We start from the raw sequence: 13001 nt of genomic DNA, 5'->3' as shown, positions 1-13001 counted from the left end.
CGCGGGGGGGGGGGGGCCCCCGCAACTTATTTTTCGGGCCCGGGGGGCCCAAAAAAAACCCGCCCGCTCCCGCAACCCCCCACCCCTGCGCCCCCACCCCCTTGCGTTCACCCGGCCCTGCGCCCCACTCCTTGACGTCCGGACCACTGGGCCGGTGGCACCGCCCTCTTCGTGCATCCGGCCCCGCACCCTTGTGTTCATCCGGCCCGCATCGTCGGCGTTCGGATCTGTCCCGTTGTGGTGCCGTGTCCGCTGCGTGCTGGGGCATTCGGCCGGGTGGGGTCAGGACGTGGCGTGCTGTTCCAGGAAGGCCGCTACCGGGGCCGAGCGGGAGTGGGGGCGGAGGAAGCGGGCCGTGCTGTCCAGTATCGAGCGGATGCGGGACGACTGGACCTGTTCCAGCAGGCCGAGGACGCGCTGCCCGGCGCTCGCCGCTTCCTCCGGTTCGCCGCTGCGGGCCAGATTGCCCGCCAGCTCGGCGGTGAACAGGGCGGTGTTCCGGGCGAAATGGGCGTCCTGGAGTGCCACCGCCCGGCGTGCGTGGTCCGCCGCGCGCTGCCACTCGCCCAGGGCCGACCAGCACTGTGCCTCCAGCCCCTCCAACTCGGCCTCTCCGAAGAACGACATCCACTCCGGGTCGGCGTCCGAGGCGCCCCGGACGAAGAGGGACTGGGCGCGGAGGAGGGTCTGTTCGCAGCTCCGGCGGTCGCCGAGACCTGCCCAGCCCCCCGCTTCGCGGAGGGCGAGGAGGGAGCGGAGCCGGGCGGAGGGCAGTTGTGCGGCGGCGCGCTGCGCGGCCTGTGCCGCTCTTATGGCCTCGCGGGGGCGGCCCGCGTCGCGGGCGAGGAAGGCGGTGTTGCAGAAGGCGTGGGCCTCCAGCGCGGGATCGCCCGACACCCGGGACGTCGCGAGAGCCTCGGCGTAGTGCGAGCGGGCGTCGTCGAAGCGGCCCGAGTCGTGCGCCAGCCACCCGACGGAGATGGCGAGTTCGCCCGCGGCGCCGTGCAATCGGTCCGCGGTCGACTGATGTCGGGTGCCCGCGTCGAGCAGGGCGTAGGCATTGCGCAGCGGTTGCGCGGCCCGTCTGTACAGGCCGTCCGCGCCGTGCCGGTCGTCGAGCAGCCGGATCTGGCGTACGGCGTCCTCGACGGCCGTTGTTTCTGTCTCTCCCGCGCGCCGGCGCGGACGGGGGATGCCGAGGCCCACCGAGGCCGCCATGGCGGCCGGGCCTCCGGTCATGAATGCGCGACGCAGCACGTCGCTCTCCTCGCAGGTGGTGGCTGGTTCGTTCGGGGGCGGTGGCGCGCCGCGCGCCTTCCGGCCGCGCACCGCGGCGCGCGGGGCGAAGCCCATCTCCCCGAGCGAGCGCCCGGGGAACATGTGCCGGAACACCCGTTCATAGGCGTAGTTGGGGCACCGGATCTCCCCGGACTCGACGCGCCCGATATAGCGGGCGTCGCACGAGACCTGCTCCCCGATGTCGCGGGCCGCGCGGCGTACGGCCGCGGCGAACTCGCCCGGTGACAGCGGGCCGCGCAACTGCCGGAAGGCCGTGTTCGGCCGCCGCGCGGGGTGAACCTGTGAGGACGGTGGTGGCAACGCCATGGCCGAGCCCTCTTCTTCTGGCGGTGCTGTCGCCCTGTCGGGGCGACTGTCGGCGAGGCACGACCGTACCGGTTGTGACAGAGCTGATACGCAGTGTTTGGCTACAAACCGGATATCTCACGCACGATCCGCCATGAAGTGCCATCCTTTGCGGCGGCGTGCCGCCGTAGCCGTTGACGCACTCGGGCGTTGAACACCGCGGAGAAGAGCGACGCGGCTCACTCCGGAGGAGGGGTTTCTCGTGTTGGAGGCCTGCGTGGATATCAGCGACTCACCCCAGGATGCCGATCTCGTCACCGTTCCCGCCCGTCAGGGGCTCGAAGCGGTGGACATTCTGCGCCGCGGATTCGGGAAGCCGGGTGTCGGACCCGTGCTCCACGACGGCGCGTGCGACACCCTGGGATTCCTGGTGCCGCCCGGCACCGCGGACGGCTGGGACCTGCCGGGCAGCGCGTGCACCAGGACGCTGGGGCGCGGGCTCTCGCTGGTCGGCGAGCCGGTCGCCGGATCCGGCTGGCTGGTGCCGCCGGGCGGCGAGGAGGACGTCACCGACCCGGAGGTACTCCGGGCCGCGCTGGGCGAGGCCGCCCGCATGATCGAGGCCGCCGACCGCTGCCGCTGAGCCCCCGGCGATACTGGGGGCATGGCGAGAAAGCGGCGTGGCGGTGCTGCCGAACCGGTCACCGAACAGGTGGACGGCGGTGTCGCCGAACTCGTTCCCGACCGGGACCGGCCGCGCGGGCGCACCCTGGTCGTCAATGGCGCGCCCCAGTCCCATGTGGACCTCGACGACCCCACTTTTCTCGATTTCGAGTACCAGCGGCGGTTCGGCCATGTCGCCGATCTCGTCGCGCCGCCCGGCAAGCCCGTCCACGCGGTGCATCTGGGCGGTGGTGCCTTCACCCTCGGCCGCTACATCGCGGCGACCCGCCCCCGGTCCACCCAGCAGATCGTGGAACTCGACGCCCGGCTCGTGCAGCTCGTCCGCCGCGAACTCCCGCTGGAGAGCGGCTGGCGCATCCGGGTCCGCTCCGGTGACGCCCGGGAGGGCCTGCGGAAGATCCCCGACGGCTGGGCCGACCTGATCGTCGCGGACGTCTTCGGCGGCCGCCGCACCCCCGCCCATCTGACGAGCACCGAGTTCGCCGCAGAGGTGCGCCGGGCCCTCGTACCGGGCGGGTTCTACGCCGCCAACCTCGCCGACGGACCGCCCCTCGCCCATCTCCGCTCACAGGTCGCCACGGTGCGCTCGGTCTTTCCCGAGGTGTGTCTGGTCGCCGACCCGGCCGTGCTGCGCGGGCGCCGCTTCGGCAATGCCGTACTGCTCGCCTCCGACCGTGAGTTGCCGGTCGCCGAACTGACCCGCCGGGCCGCCGGCGATCCCCACCCGGGCCGGCTCCAGCACGGCCAGGCGCTCCTGGACTTCACCGGAGGGGCCCGCCCGGTGACCGACGCCGGGGCGCGCCCGTCACCGCTGCCGCCCGAGGACGTGTTCTAGGGTCCTCTCGTCGAACTCCCGCGTCTGCCGGGGAGCGAGCTGATGAGTGGCGACAGAACATGGGGGGCGGAGTGCAGCCAGACATCCGACCGGACGCCGGTCCCAGTCCGAGGGACGTAGCCGCCCTTCTGCTGGACAAGATCCGTGAGGGCACCGACTACACCCGCGGCAAGAAGAAGCGGTTCGGTCTCAGCGCCTCCGTCACCAAGGTGGCGACACTCGTCCTGTCCGCTGCGTCCACCGTCATCCTGGGCCTGCAGAATCTCAACGCGTGGGCCGGTCTGGCCTTGGCGTGTGTGGCGCTGGTGACGTTGCTGGGAGCTGTGGAACCGTTCTTCAACTGGCGTTCCCGGTGGGTGTTGATGGAGGAGGCGCAGTACCGGTTTCAGCGGCTTGCCGATGACCTCGAATACCTGGTGGCAACGACGGCCGCCGACGAGCTCACCTTCCATCAGCTCGGCGAGATCTTCGGCCGGTATCAGACGATCTGGGATGACCTGAGCCGCACCTGGCTGGAGCATCGCCGGGAACCCGCGCCGTCGACCAACGCCTAGAGGTCCTAGCCCGTCTGGACCGTCGGCGGGTGGCCGTTCCAGGTGCAGAAGACGGAGGTCGTGTCCGTGCCCCTGGTGAAGTTCACCCGGATCCACTCGGTCTGCTTCCAGACCTGCATCTGCCAGCCCGCGTCCGGGGTGGCGGAGACCAGGCTCGCCGAGGAGCGCCCGAGGTCGAACACCACCCGGCCGCCCGCCACGTTGTAGCTCTTGACGTTCCCGGCCGGGGCCGGGGTGCTCCGCGGCGCGCGGGACGCCGGGGGCGACGGCTTCTCGGGCGGCTTGCGGGACGTCGGGGCCGCGGTGGGCGAGGGCTTCGGCCGGTGGGTGGAGGAGGACTGCGGCTTCGTCGCGGCTTCCCCGCCGCGGGCCGCGGCCTCGCCCTGGATGGGCAGGGCGCGGGGCGGGTCGTAGGCCGTGCCCGCCAGGACGGTGCGGACGCCCCACCAGGACAGCGTGACGGCCGCGCCCGTGGCCAGGGTCCACGCCACACCGTGGATGAGTCCTCGTTGCATCTGGCTCATACTGCCCCACCCGCGGTCGCGGTGCGATGAGCTGGGTACAACGATCAACATCTCCATGGCGTACGGTGCCGCTCATGGCACGTGTGCTCGTGGTCGAGGACGACCAGTTCGTACGCTCCGCCCTCATCCGGCACCTGACCGAGGCCTCCCACACCGTTCGGAGCGTCGGCACCGCCCTGGAGGCGCTGCGTGAAGTCGCCCACTTCGGATTCGATGTGGTCATTCTCGACCTGGGTCTGCCGGATCTGGACGGTTCGGAGGCGCTGAAGATGCTGCGCGGGATCACCGACGTCCCGGTGATCATCGCCACGGCGCGCGACGACGAGGCCGAGATCGTCCGGCTGCTGCACGCCGGTGCCGACGACTACCTGGTCAAGCCGTTCTCGGTGGAGCATCTGTCCGCCCGGATGGCCGCGGTGCTGCGGCGGTCGCGCGCCACGGCGGAGGCCGGTACCCCGCCCGCGGTGATCCGGGTCGGCGGGCTGACCATCGACCCGATGCGCCGGCAGGCCGAACTGGACGGCAGCGCACTGGATCTGACGCGCCGTGAGTTCGACCTGCTGACCTTTCTCGCCGGGCGGCCCGGCGTGGTCGTGCCCCGCCGAGAGCTGCTCGCCGAGGTGTGGCAGCAGTCCTACGGCGACGACCAGACCATCGACGTTCACCTGTCCTGGCTGCGGCGGAAGCTGGGCGAGACGGCGGCCCGGCCGCGCTATCTGCACACTCTGCGGGGCGTCGGGGTCAAGCTGGAGCCGCCCGCATGAGATGGGCCCTGGTCAAGGTGTGTCTCGCCGTCACCGTCATGGTCGTCGTCGCCTTCGCGATACCGCTGGGGCTCGTCGTCAAGGAGATGGCCCGGGACCGGGCGTTCACCAACGCTGAGCGACAGGCCGCCACCATCGGCCCCGCGCTGGCCATCACCACCGACCGCCCGCAGCTGACGCGCGCCGTGGCCAGCACCACGGCCGGCTCCCGGGACCGGATGGCCGTGCACGTACCCGCCGCCGGGCGGGCCGGTGGCGCGGTCGACATCGGCCGGCAGCGGGCCTCCGACGCCGAGCTGGCCACCGCGACCCGGCTCGGCCGGGCCTCCATCGCCGCCGTGCCCGGCGGCTTCGCCCTGCTCCAGCCGACCGCGGTGGCCACCGGCAAGGTCGCCGTCGTCGAGGTGTTCGTCCCGGACAGCGAGGTCACCAACGGCGTCACCACCGCCTGGGCGGTGCTCGCCGCCGTCGGCCTGGCGCTCGTCGTCGGGTCGGTCGCCGTCGCCGACCGGCTCGGCACCCGGATGGTCCGCCCCACCGAGGACCTCGCCGCCGCGGCCCAGGACCTCGGCGAGGGAAAGCTCGGCGCCCGCGTCCCCGAGCAGGGCCCCGCCGAACTGCGGGCCGCCGCAGCGGCCTTCAACTCGATGGCCGACCAGGTCGTCCAACTGCTCGCCAACGAGCGGGAGCTGGCCGCCGACCTCTCCCACCGGCTGCGCACCCCGCTGACCGTGCTCCGGCTCAACGCCGCCTCCCTCGGTGACGGCCCGGCCGCCGACCAGACGCGGTCGGCCGTCGCCCAGCTCGAGGGCGAGGTCGACCGGATCATCCGCACCGCGCGGGAGCAGAAGCCGCAGACCCAGTCGCCGCTGGCCGGCTGCGACGCCGCCGAGGTGATCCGCGAGCGGATGGAGTTCTGGTCCGCGCTCGCCGAGGACGAGGACCGCACGGTCCGGGTGGCGGGCGTCGAGCAGCCCGTACGGATCCCGGTCGCCCGCACCGAACTCGCCGCCGCCCTCGACGCGATGCTGGGCAACGTCTTCCGGCACACCCCCGAGGGCACCGCCTTCGCCGTCGATGTGCACACCGCGGACGACGCGGTGATCGTGCTGGTCTCGGACGCGGGCCCCGGCATCGAGGACCCGGACGCGGCGCTGCGGCGGGGCCAGGGCGACGGCAGGCCCGGCTCGACCGGGCTCGGTCTGGACATCGTGCGGCGGCTCGCCGAGTCGACGGGCGGCGACGTACGGATCGGGCGCTCGGTACTCGGCGGGACGGAGATCCGGATCTGGCTGGCACTCGGCGGACCGCGGTCGGCGGCGGCCCGGCGCGGCCACCGGCTCGGGCGTCGCCGCCGGTGTCCGGCAGCGCGTCGCAGCGGTTCCGGATCCCCTTCCGCTTGAACGTTGATCGGTGCGCATCCCGCTCTCAACGGCGGCATAAGACGTGCCGGAACCTGGCGGACCCGGCGATTCCGCCGGTGCTGATCGCTAGCGTGTTCCCACCTTCGCCCCCGCAGCAGCAGAGGCAGGAACCCCATGAGCAGGACGCACCGGCGCGGGCCGAGCCGTGGCACCAAGGCCGGTGTGGCGGCGGTGGCCGCGGGCGCCGTGGCCGGCGGCACGCGGGCGCCGGCCGGGACGGCGCAGGCCACCACGGCCGGCGCGGCCTACAGCAGGACGAGCGACTGGGACGCCGGCCGCACCGCCCCGTACGTCATCACCGATGACGCGGACACCGCGCTCCGCGACTGGACCCTGGAGTCGACCTGCCGGCAGGGACGAAGCTCGGCTCGGGTGGAGGACGGCTTTCCTGGCGGAGGGCGGCGGCTCCTCCCGGCGGGCGGGGCCGCGCCGGGTGCCGTGGGGGCCCGCGGCGCTCCGCAGTGATCCCGGGCGCTCCGGCGCCCGCCCGGCCCGGCTCCAGTGCCCGGGGAGTGCGCACTCAGGCATCGCGGAGCGAGGGGCCGGAAGAGGCGGCGGCCCGGTCCTGCTGGAAGAGATCACCGAGCAGCCCCCGGCCCCCGCCTGCCGCTGCCCACCGCCCCGACGGTCCGGGAATCCTCCCGATACGCCGCGAGGCCCCGGTCCTGGGGACCGGGGCCTCGACTGCGTCAGGGTGAGTAACGGGACTTGAACCCGCGACATCCTGGACCACAACCAGGTGCTCTACCAGCTGAGCTATACCCACCACGACCGGCGCTGTTCCGTTCCGCACCGGCCGAGAAAAAGTGTACAGGGTCCGGAGGGGTGCTCGCTCCCGGGTTTGGGCCGACCGGGAGCGAGGTGTCACTCCGCCCGGACTTCCGCGGGAAGCACGTGCTTCGCCGCGATGGTCTTCGCCGTCTCCGAGTCCGGGCCGGGGTGCGGCACGAAGACCGCCTCCCGGTAGTAGCGCAGCTCGGCGATGCTCTCCCGGATGTCGGCGAGAGCGCGGTGGTTGCCGTTCTTCTCGGGGCTGTTGAAGTACGCCCGCGGGTACCAGCGGCGGGCCAGCTCCTTGATCGAGGACACGTCCACGATCCGGTAGTGCAGGTGGCTCTCCAGCGTCGGCATGTCGCGCAGCAGGAAGCCGCGGTCCGTGCCGACGGAGTTCCCGCACAGGGGGGCCTTGCCGCGCTCCGGCACGTGCTCACGGATGTACGCCAGCACCTGCTCCTCGGCGTCCGCCATGGTCGTGCCGCCGTCCAGCTCGGCGAGCAGCCCGGAGGCGGTGTGCATCTCGCGTACCACCTCGGGCATGGTGGCGAGCGCCTCGGCGGGCGGGCGGATCACGATGTCCACACCGTCGCCGAGGACGTTCAGCTCCGAGTCGGTGACCAGGGCGGCCACCTCGATGAGCGCGTCGTTCGACAGCGAGAGGCCGGTCATCTCGCAGTCGATCCACACCATGCGATCGTTCATATGTCTCACCCTACGGGGCGGTCCCGCTGACCGGGCACTGCCGGACGTCCCGGATTCCGGCTGCCGCCCTGTTCGGGAAGGCGTGGCAGATAGAGATCCGAGTCCGGTTTGCCCGGTTCGAGCCCGGCGGACGGGAAGACCCCGCCCCCCGGCCTGCGCATCCCCAGCGCGGCGCCGACCGGCTCGACCTGCCGCTGTTCGGCGATCTCCAGCCGGTGGTCACCCCGCTCCGCGCTGCCGTTCTGCGGCCTGCGCGCCCGGTACGCCGCCCGGTAGGCCGCCGGGGAGGACCCCAGCTGCCGCCGGAAATGGCCGCGCAGCGCGACCGGCGACCGGAAGCCGCAGCGGCCGGCGACCTCGTCCACCGAGTAGTCGGACGTCTCCAGCAGCCGCTGGGCCTGGAGTACCCGCTGAGTGATCAGCCACTGCAGGGGAGCGCTCCCGGTGAGCGACCGGAACCGCCGGTCGAAGGTGCGCCGGCTCATATAGGCGCGGGCCGCCAGGGTCTCCACGTCGAACTGCTCGTGCAGGTGCTCGAGCGCCCACGCGACGACCTCGGCGAGCGGGTCCGCGCCGATCTCTTCCGGTAAAGACCTGTCGAGGTAGCGCTCCTGCCCCCCGCTGCGGCGCGCCGGCACGACGAGTCGCCGGGCCAGTGCGCCCGCCGCCTCCGCCCCGTGGTCGGTGCGCACGATGTGGAGGCAGAGATCGATGCCCGCCGCGGTCCCGGCCGAGGTCAGAACATCGTTGTCGTCCACGAAGAGCTCGCGTGGATCGACATGGACGGACGGATACCGCTTGGCGAGCGTCGGCGCGTACATCCAGTGCGTCGTGGCGGGCCGGCCGTCCAGCAGCCCCGCCGCGGCCAGCACGAATGCCCCCGTGCACAGCCCGACGATCCGCGCGCCCTCTTCGTGGGCCCGGCGCAGCGCCTCGAGCGCGTCCGCCGGTGGTGGTGATGTGATCGACCGCCATGCCGGTACGACGACGGTGCCGGCTCGCGCCAGCGCCTCCAGACCGTACGGCGCGGTCAGTTCGAGCCCCCCTGTGGTCCGCAGCGGGGCATCCTCTCCGGCGCACACCAGCAGCCGGTACCGCGGGACCCCCGCGTCCTGCCGGTCGATGCCGAACACGGAAAGCGGGATGGAGCTCTCGAAGATGGGGCCCCCGCTGAAGAGCAGCACTGCGACGATCTCCCGGCGGCGGCGCCCGGACAGCTTCCGCGCGGCCTCCGGTGCAGTCGTGGAGTCCTGGCTCATGGCTCTAAGCCCCCCTCGGTGGTCGCGTCCTCTCGGTCCTGCACGTTTCCCCTCGGTCCTGCACAAGTCCCCCGCCGTGAATGGCCAAGATCGAATCTACTGTGTCGTATGAGGTCGGCGTGACAAGTTCACCACCCACCGCTATGTCGACATGACAACTTGGCGTGAAGCATTCGATCACGAAGCGTTGCACTCGGCAGCGCCGGTGGGAAGTACGCCTCTCGCCCCTGCCCAACTCTCGTAGGGTGCATGCACCCCCTGCGCCCCTTTCCCCGCTGGTCGGACGGGTGTTGGTGGCAACGCTGAGCAAGCTCATGATAGCTGGCGGAAGTTGGCCGAAAAGGCTTGGTGTCCAACTGCGCTGCGGAAGGTCCCCCGGCGTACGCTCCCGCGCCGCGCGCCCGCCCCCGCGCTCCCGGTGTCCCGTACGTCACAAGGATGACCGGCCGCCCCGGCGGCAGGAGCGGTCCGTGGCCCGTCGCGCCCCCGGTCGGGCCCCGGTGCGCCCCTCGGGGGCCGACGGAGCCGGCGTCCGCTGTGTCACGAATGCCCGGAGGGCATTGCGCTCCGGGCCCGGCTCCGGCATGCTCCCGGAAGCCGCATCAGCGGCTGCCGCAGCGGCCTGTCCCGCGTGACGAGGCTGGCCCTGGGCAGGCGGGGAGTGTCGCCGTACCCTGGTGGGTAAGGGCTTGGGAAGATGATTCCCGGACTATCCACCAGCTTCGACCCCGCTCGTCAACCGTCGTTCCCTCCTCAGGACTCCCTTCGCCGAGACACCGATGGCCGGTCACGAAATCCCCGAACCCGCGGACCGCAAGCAGGTCGCAGATCCCACAGCGAACCTCGAAGCGGCGGAAGAGACACGCCACTCCTGCGATCCGGCGTTCCAGCACGGAGTCGTTGTCGGCTTCGACGGCTCCACCTCCAGTGAGCGGGCCCTCGCCTACGCCATCGGCATGGCACGGCGGTCGAGGTCAGGGCTGATCATCGTCCATGTGGCCAACCGGCTGCCGACGACGGTCTGGGCGGGCTGCGAGCCCCCTGTCTTCGTCGATGTCCCGGACCACCGCACCGAGGTGCTCGGCCTCGAACTCGCCTGTGCGGACTATCTGTGCGAAGTCCCCTGGATCCTGGTCGAACGGGGCGGGGACATCTGTCACGAGCTGGAGGAAGTCGGACGCGAGTACTCCGCCGACGCCATCGTGGTCGGGTCCACCCACGGACTGGTCGGCAGGCTCTTCGGCTCGGTGGCGGGCCGACTGGCACGCCGCGCCCAGCGCCCGGTCGTAGTGATCCCGTAGCGGATCCCGCACGTCCAGGGGCAGTGACTCACCTGGGGTTCCGGCGCCCGACCCCACCTCCCACCAGCACCCGACCAGCTTCCGAGCAGTGCCGCGTTCCCAGGACATGGCCACCCGCGGGAGGGGGCGGGGTCGCAGGACGTGGCCACCGGCGGGAGGGGACGGGGTCGCAGGGGTGGGGGTTCCGGGAAGCTTCCGTGTATTTGTGGGCCCCCAGGGCCCGTAAATATACGTTCCCGGAACCCCCACCCCGGAGGCCCCGGCCCCGGCACTGACTGGCATGCGCCCGCACCCCCGTCAGCCCCGGCCCCGGCACATGTCAACGCGCCCGCACTCCCGTCAGCCCCGGCCCCGGCACCTGCCAACGCTCCGCACCCGGCGTCAGCCCCGTCCCGTCCCATTCCAGCGCCGTGCCCACGCGCCCGGACCGTAGCGCCGCGCCCCCACACGGCCGGCCGCGGAGGACGTGCGGCGGGGTCCGGCTACGCCGGGCCGGGGAGACGCCGCTGCCGCCCCCGCGCGACGGAATCCCCTCGGGCGTCCGCGCGACGGAGTCCCCTCGGGCGTCCGCGCGCCGAGGAGCGGCCCGCCCGGGAGCGATACGCCCAGGAACGAAACGAAAAGCGGCCTGCGGAGTGCGCCGGACCGGCACACTCCGCAGGCCGCCATGGCCGCTACTCGGCCATTCCGCCCGCTACTCGACCGTCACGGACTTGGCGAGGTTCCGCGGCTTGTCGATGTCCCGGCCCAGGGACAACGCCGTGTGGTAGGCGAGCAGTTGGAGCGGGATGCCCATGAGGATCGGGTCCAGCTCGGGCTCGTTCTTCGGTACCAGGATGGTGTGGTCGGCCTTCTCCTGCTCCTGGTGCGCGACGGCCAGGATCCGGCCGCTGCGGGCCTTGATCTCCTCCAGCGCGGCGCGGTTCTTCTCCAGCAGGTCGTCGTCCGGAACGATCGCCACGGTCGGCATCGCGGGCTCGATCAGCGCCAGCGGGCCGTGCTTGAGCTCGGACGCCGGGTAGGCCTCGGCGTGGATGTAGGAGACCTCCTTGAGCTTCAGCGAGGCCTCGCGCGCCACCGGGTAGCCGCGCACCCGGCCGATGAACATCATCGACCTGGCGTCCGCGTACTGCGCGGACAGCTCCTTGATCTGCTCCTCGCCCGCGAGGATCTCGTCGATCTGGGCCGGCAGCTTGCGCAGGCCCTCGATGATCCGCTTGCCGTCCGCGACCGAGAGGTCACGGATCCGGCCCAGGTGCAGGGCGAGCAGCGCGAAGGAGACCACCATGTTGGTGAAGCACTTGGTGGAGACCACGCAGACCTCGGGCCCGGCGTGCACGTAGATGCCGCCGTCGGTCTCCCGGGCGATCGCCGAGCCGACCACGTTCACCAGGCCCAGCACCCGGGCGCCCTTGCGCTTGAGCTCCTGGACGGCGGCCAGCACGTCGTAGGTCTCACCGGACTGGGAGACCGCCACGTACAGGGTGTCGGGGTCCACCACGGGGTTGCGGTAGCGGAACTCCGACGCCGGCTCGGCGTCCGAGGGGATCCGGGCCAGCTCCTCGATCATCTGCGCGCCGATCTGGCCCGCGTGGTACGAGGTGCCGCAGCCGAGGATCTTCACCCGGCGAACCCCGCGCGCCTCGCGGGCGTCGAGGTTCAGGCCGCCGAGGTGCACGGTGGAGAACCGGTCGTCGATCCGGCCGCGCAGCGCGCGGTCCACCGCGTCCGCCTGCTCGGAGATCTCCTTGTGCATGTAGGTGTCGTGGCCGCCCAGGTCGTACGACTCGGCCGCGTACTCGACGGTCTCCGGGGCGGACGAGGTGCGCGAGCCCTCGGTGGTGTACGTCCGGTAGTCGTCGGCCTTGAGGGTGGCCATCTCGCCGTCGTCCAGGGTGACGACCTGGCGGGTGTGGCTGACCAGCGCGGCCACGTCGGAGGAGACGAACATCTCGTGCTCGCCGATGCCCAGGACCACCGGCGAGCCGTTGCGGGCGACGACGATCCGGTCGGCGAAGTCGGCGTGCAGCACGGCGATGCCGTAGGTGCCCTCGATCAGGCGCAGCGCCTGGCGGACCTTCTCCTCCAGGGTCTCGGCCTGGGAGCGGCCGATCAGGTGGGCGAGGACCTCGGTGTCGGTCTCCGAGGCGAACTCCACACCGTCGGCGACGAGCTTGGCGCGCAGCTCGGCGGCGTTGTCGATGATGCCGTTGTGGACGATCGCGACCTTGCCCTCGGCGTCGAGGTGCGGGTGGGCGTTCTCGTCGGTGGGGGCGCCGTGGGTGGCCCAGCGGGTGTGGGCGATGCCGGTGGTGCCGGTGAAGCGCTTGGGGAGCTTGGACTCGACCTCGCGGACCCGGCCCTTGGCCTTGGCGGTCTTCAGGGTGCCGTTCTTGCCGCTGACGGCGAGGCCGGCGGAGTCGTAGCCCCGGTACTCCAGCCGCTGCAGGCCCTCCAGCAGCAGCGGAGCCACATCGCGCTTGCCGATGTATCCGACGATCCCGCACATAGGACTGTCCCTCCCACGTTTCTGTGTTCCGGGGCCCGGTGGCCGGTTCGGCCGGTGGGCCCCGTCGGACCCTTCCGGGCCCGT

The 13001-nt window shown here is 72.2% G+C and carries 12 protein-coding genes and 1 tRNA gene; 7 read left to right on the top strand and 6 right to left on the bottom strand.

The features are described 5' to 3' along the window. Positions 1-282: 282 nt before the first annotated feature. The gene (locus ACFYYR_RS02970) at positions 283-1605 is read right to left on the bottom strand and encodes a tetratricopeptide repeat protein (protein WP_388846213.1); all 1323 of its coding nucleotides are present in this window, start codon (positions 1603-1605) and stop codon (positions 283-285) included. A gap of 256 nt (positions 1606-1861) precedes the next feature. On the opposite strand from ACFYYR_RS02970, the gene ACFYYR_RS02965 reads away from it, so the two are divergent. The 3 genes from ACFYYR_RS02965 to ACFYYR_RS02955 all read left to right on the top strand — a co-directional run bounded on the left by ACFYYR_RS02965 (position 1862) and on the right by ACFYYR_RS02955 (position 3657). Beyond that, positions 1862-2227 (top strand): hypothetical protein, encoded by a 366-nt coding sequence (locus ACFYYR_RS02965; protein ID WP_388846211.1) that lies wholly within the window; start codon positions 1862-1864, stop codon positions 2225-2227. Positions 2228-2248: 21 nt separating this feature from the next. Beyond that, entirely contained in the window at positions 2249-3103 is an 855-nt protein-coding gene (locus ACFYYR_RS02960; RefSeq protein WP_388846209.1) for a spermidine synthase, read from the top strand. 71 nt (positions 3104-3174) lie between these two features. Next, positions 3175-3657, top strand: coding sequence for an SLATT domain-containing protein (locus tag ACFYYR_RS02955; RefSeq protein WP_388846207.1), 483 nt, complete (start codon positions 3175-3177; stop codon positions 3655-3657). A gap of 5 nt (positions 3658-3662) precedes the next feature. On the opposite strand, the gene ACFYYR_RS02950 is transcribed toward ACFYYR_RS02955, so the two are convergent. After that, positions 3663-4172 carry a hypothetical protein gene (locus ACFYYR_RS02950; protein WP_388846205.1) on the bottom strand — a complete coding sequence of 170 codons (510 nt, stop codon included), beginning with the start codon at positions 4170-4172 and terminating at the stop codon, positions 3663-3665. A gap of 83 nt (positions 4173-4255) precedes the next feature. Between ACFYYR_RS02950 and ACFYYR_RS02945 the strand changes: the two genes are divergently transcribed. The 3 genes from ACFYYR_RS02945 to ACFYYR_RS02935 all read left to right on the top strand — a co-directional run bounded on the left by ACFYYR_RS02945 (position 4256) and on the right by ACFYYR_RS02935 (position 6834). Further along, entirely contained in the window at positions 4256-4945 is a 690-nt protein-coding gene (locus tag ACFYYR_RS02945; RefSeq protein ID WP_388846203.1) for a response regulator transcription factor, read from the top strand. Beyond that, positions 4942-6348: an ATP-binding protein gene (locus ACFYYR_RS02940; protein ID WP_388846201.1), complete on the top strand. Its 1407-nt coding sequence runs from the start codon at positions 4942-4944 to the stop codon at positions 6346-6348. Before ACFYYR_RS02945 ends, ACFYYR_RS02940 begins: the two co-directional genes overlap by 4 nt. 135 nt (positions 6349-6483) lie before the next feature. Further along, complete coding sequence (locus ACFYYR_RS02935) at positions 6484-6834, top strand: hypothetical protein (protein ID WP_388846199.1); 351 nt, start codon at positions 6484-6486, stop codon at positions 6832-6834. Positions 6835-7062: 228 nt separating this feature from the next. On the opposite strand, the gene ACFYYR_RS02930 is transcribed toward ACFYYR_RS02935, so the two are convergent. The 3 genes from ACFYYR_RS02930 to ACFYYR_RS02920 form a co-directional block, all read right to left on the bottom strand. Further along, positions 7063-7135, bottom strand: a tRNA-His gene (locus ACFYYR_RS02930). A gap of 98 nt (positions 7136-7233) precedes the next feature. Continuing rightward, positions 7234-7848 carry an oligoribonuclease gene (gene orn / locus ACFYYR_RS02925; RefSeq protein WP_388846197.1) on the bottom strand — a complete coding sequence of 205 codons (615 nt, stop codon included), beginning with the start codon at positions 7846-7848 and terminating at the stop codon, positions 7234-7236. A gap of 5 nt (positions 7849-7853) precedes the next feature. After that, positions 7854-9107 carry a helix-turn-helix domain-containing protein gene (locus tag ACFYYR_RS02920; RefSeq protein WP_388846195.1) on the bottom strand — a complete coding sequence of 418 codons (1254 nt, stop codon included), beginning with the start codon at positions 9105-9107 and terminating at the stop codon, positions 7854-7856. A gap of 779 nt (positions 9108-9886) precedes the next feature. Here ACFYYR_RS02920 and ACFYYR_RS02915 point away from each other — a divergent pair. After that, on the top strand, positions 9887-10408 hold the full coding sequence (locus tag ACFYYR_RS02915; RefSeq protein WP_388846193.1) for a universal stress protein: 522 nt from the start codon (positions 9887-9889) through the stop codon (positions 10406-10408). Positions 10409-11102: 694 nt separating this feature from the next. On the opposite strand, the gene glmS is transcribed toward ACFYYR_RS02915, so the two are convergent. After that, complete coding sequence (gene glmS / locus ACFYYR_RS02910; RefSeq protein WP_388846191.1) at positions 11103-12917, bottom strand: glutamine--fructose-6-phosphate transaminase (isomerizing); 1815 nt, start codon at positions 12915-12917, stop codon at positions 11103-11105. Positions 12918-13001: the final 84 nt, after the last annotated feature.

This window comes from Streptomyces sp. NPDC001922 (genome assembly GCF_042891165.1).
Classification (GTDB): Bacteria; Actinomycetota; Actinomycetes; order Streptomycetales; family Streptomycetaceae; genus Streptomyces.
Note: the sequence above shows the minus strand (reverse complement) of the source record. Positions and strands in the feature narration are given on the sequence as shown.

Bases quoted from the DNA above. Each gene is read 5' to 3' on its own strand.
- ACFYYR_RS02970 (WP_388846213.1), bottom strand. From the start codon at position 1,605: ATGGCGTTGCCACCACCGTCCTCACAGGTTCACCCCGCGCGGCGGCCG.
- ACFYYR_RS02960 (WP_388846209.1), top strand. From the start codon at position 2,249: ATGGCGAGAAAGCGGCGTGGCGGTGCTGCCGAACCGGTCACCGAACAG.
- ACFYYR_RS02950 (WP_388846205.1), bottom strand. From the start codon at position 4,172: ATGCAACGAGGACTCATCCACGGTGTGGCGTGGACCCTGGCCACGGGC.
- ACFYYR_RS02945 (WP_388846203.1), top strand. From the start codon at position 4,256: ATGGCACGTGTGCTCGTGGTCGAGGACGACCAGTTCGTACGCTCCGCC.
- ACFYYR_RS02940 (WP_388846201.1), top strand. From the start codon at position 4,942: ATGAGATGGGCCCTGGTCAAGGTGTGTCTCGCCGTCACCGTCATGGTC.
- ACFYYR_RS02935 (WP_388846199.1), top strand. From the start codon at position 6,484: ATGAGCAGGACGCACCGGCGCGGGCCGAGCCGTGGCACCAAGGCCGGT.
- orn (WP_388846197.1), bottom strand. From the start codon at position 7,848: ATGAACGATCGCATGGTGTGGATCGACTGCGAGATGACCGGCCTCTCG.
- ACFYYR_RS02920 (WP_388846195.1), bottom strand. From the start codon at position 9,107: ATGAGCCAGGACTCCACGACTGCACCGGAGGCCGCGCGGAAGCTGTCC.
- ACFYYR_RS02915 (WP_388846193.1), top strand. From the start codon at position 9,887: ATGGCCGGTCACGAAATCCCCGAACCCGCGGACCGCAAGCAGGTCGCA.
- glmS (WP_388846191.1), bottom strand. From the start codon at position 12,917: ATGTGCGGGATCGTCGGATACATCGGCAAGCGCGATGTGGCTCCGCTG.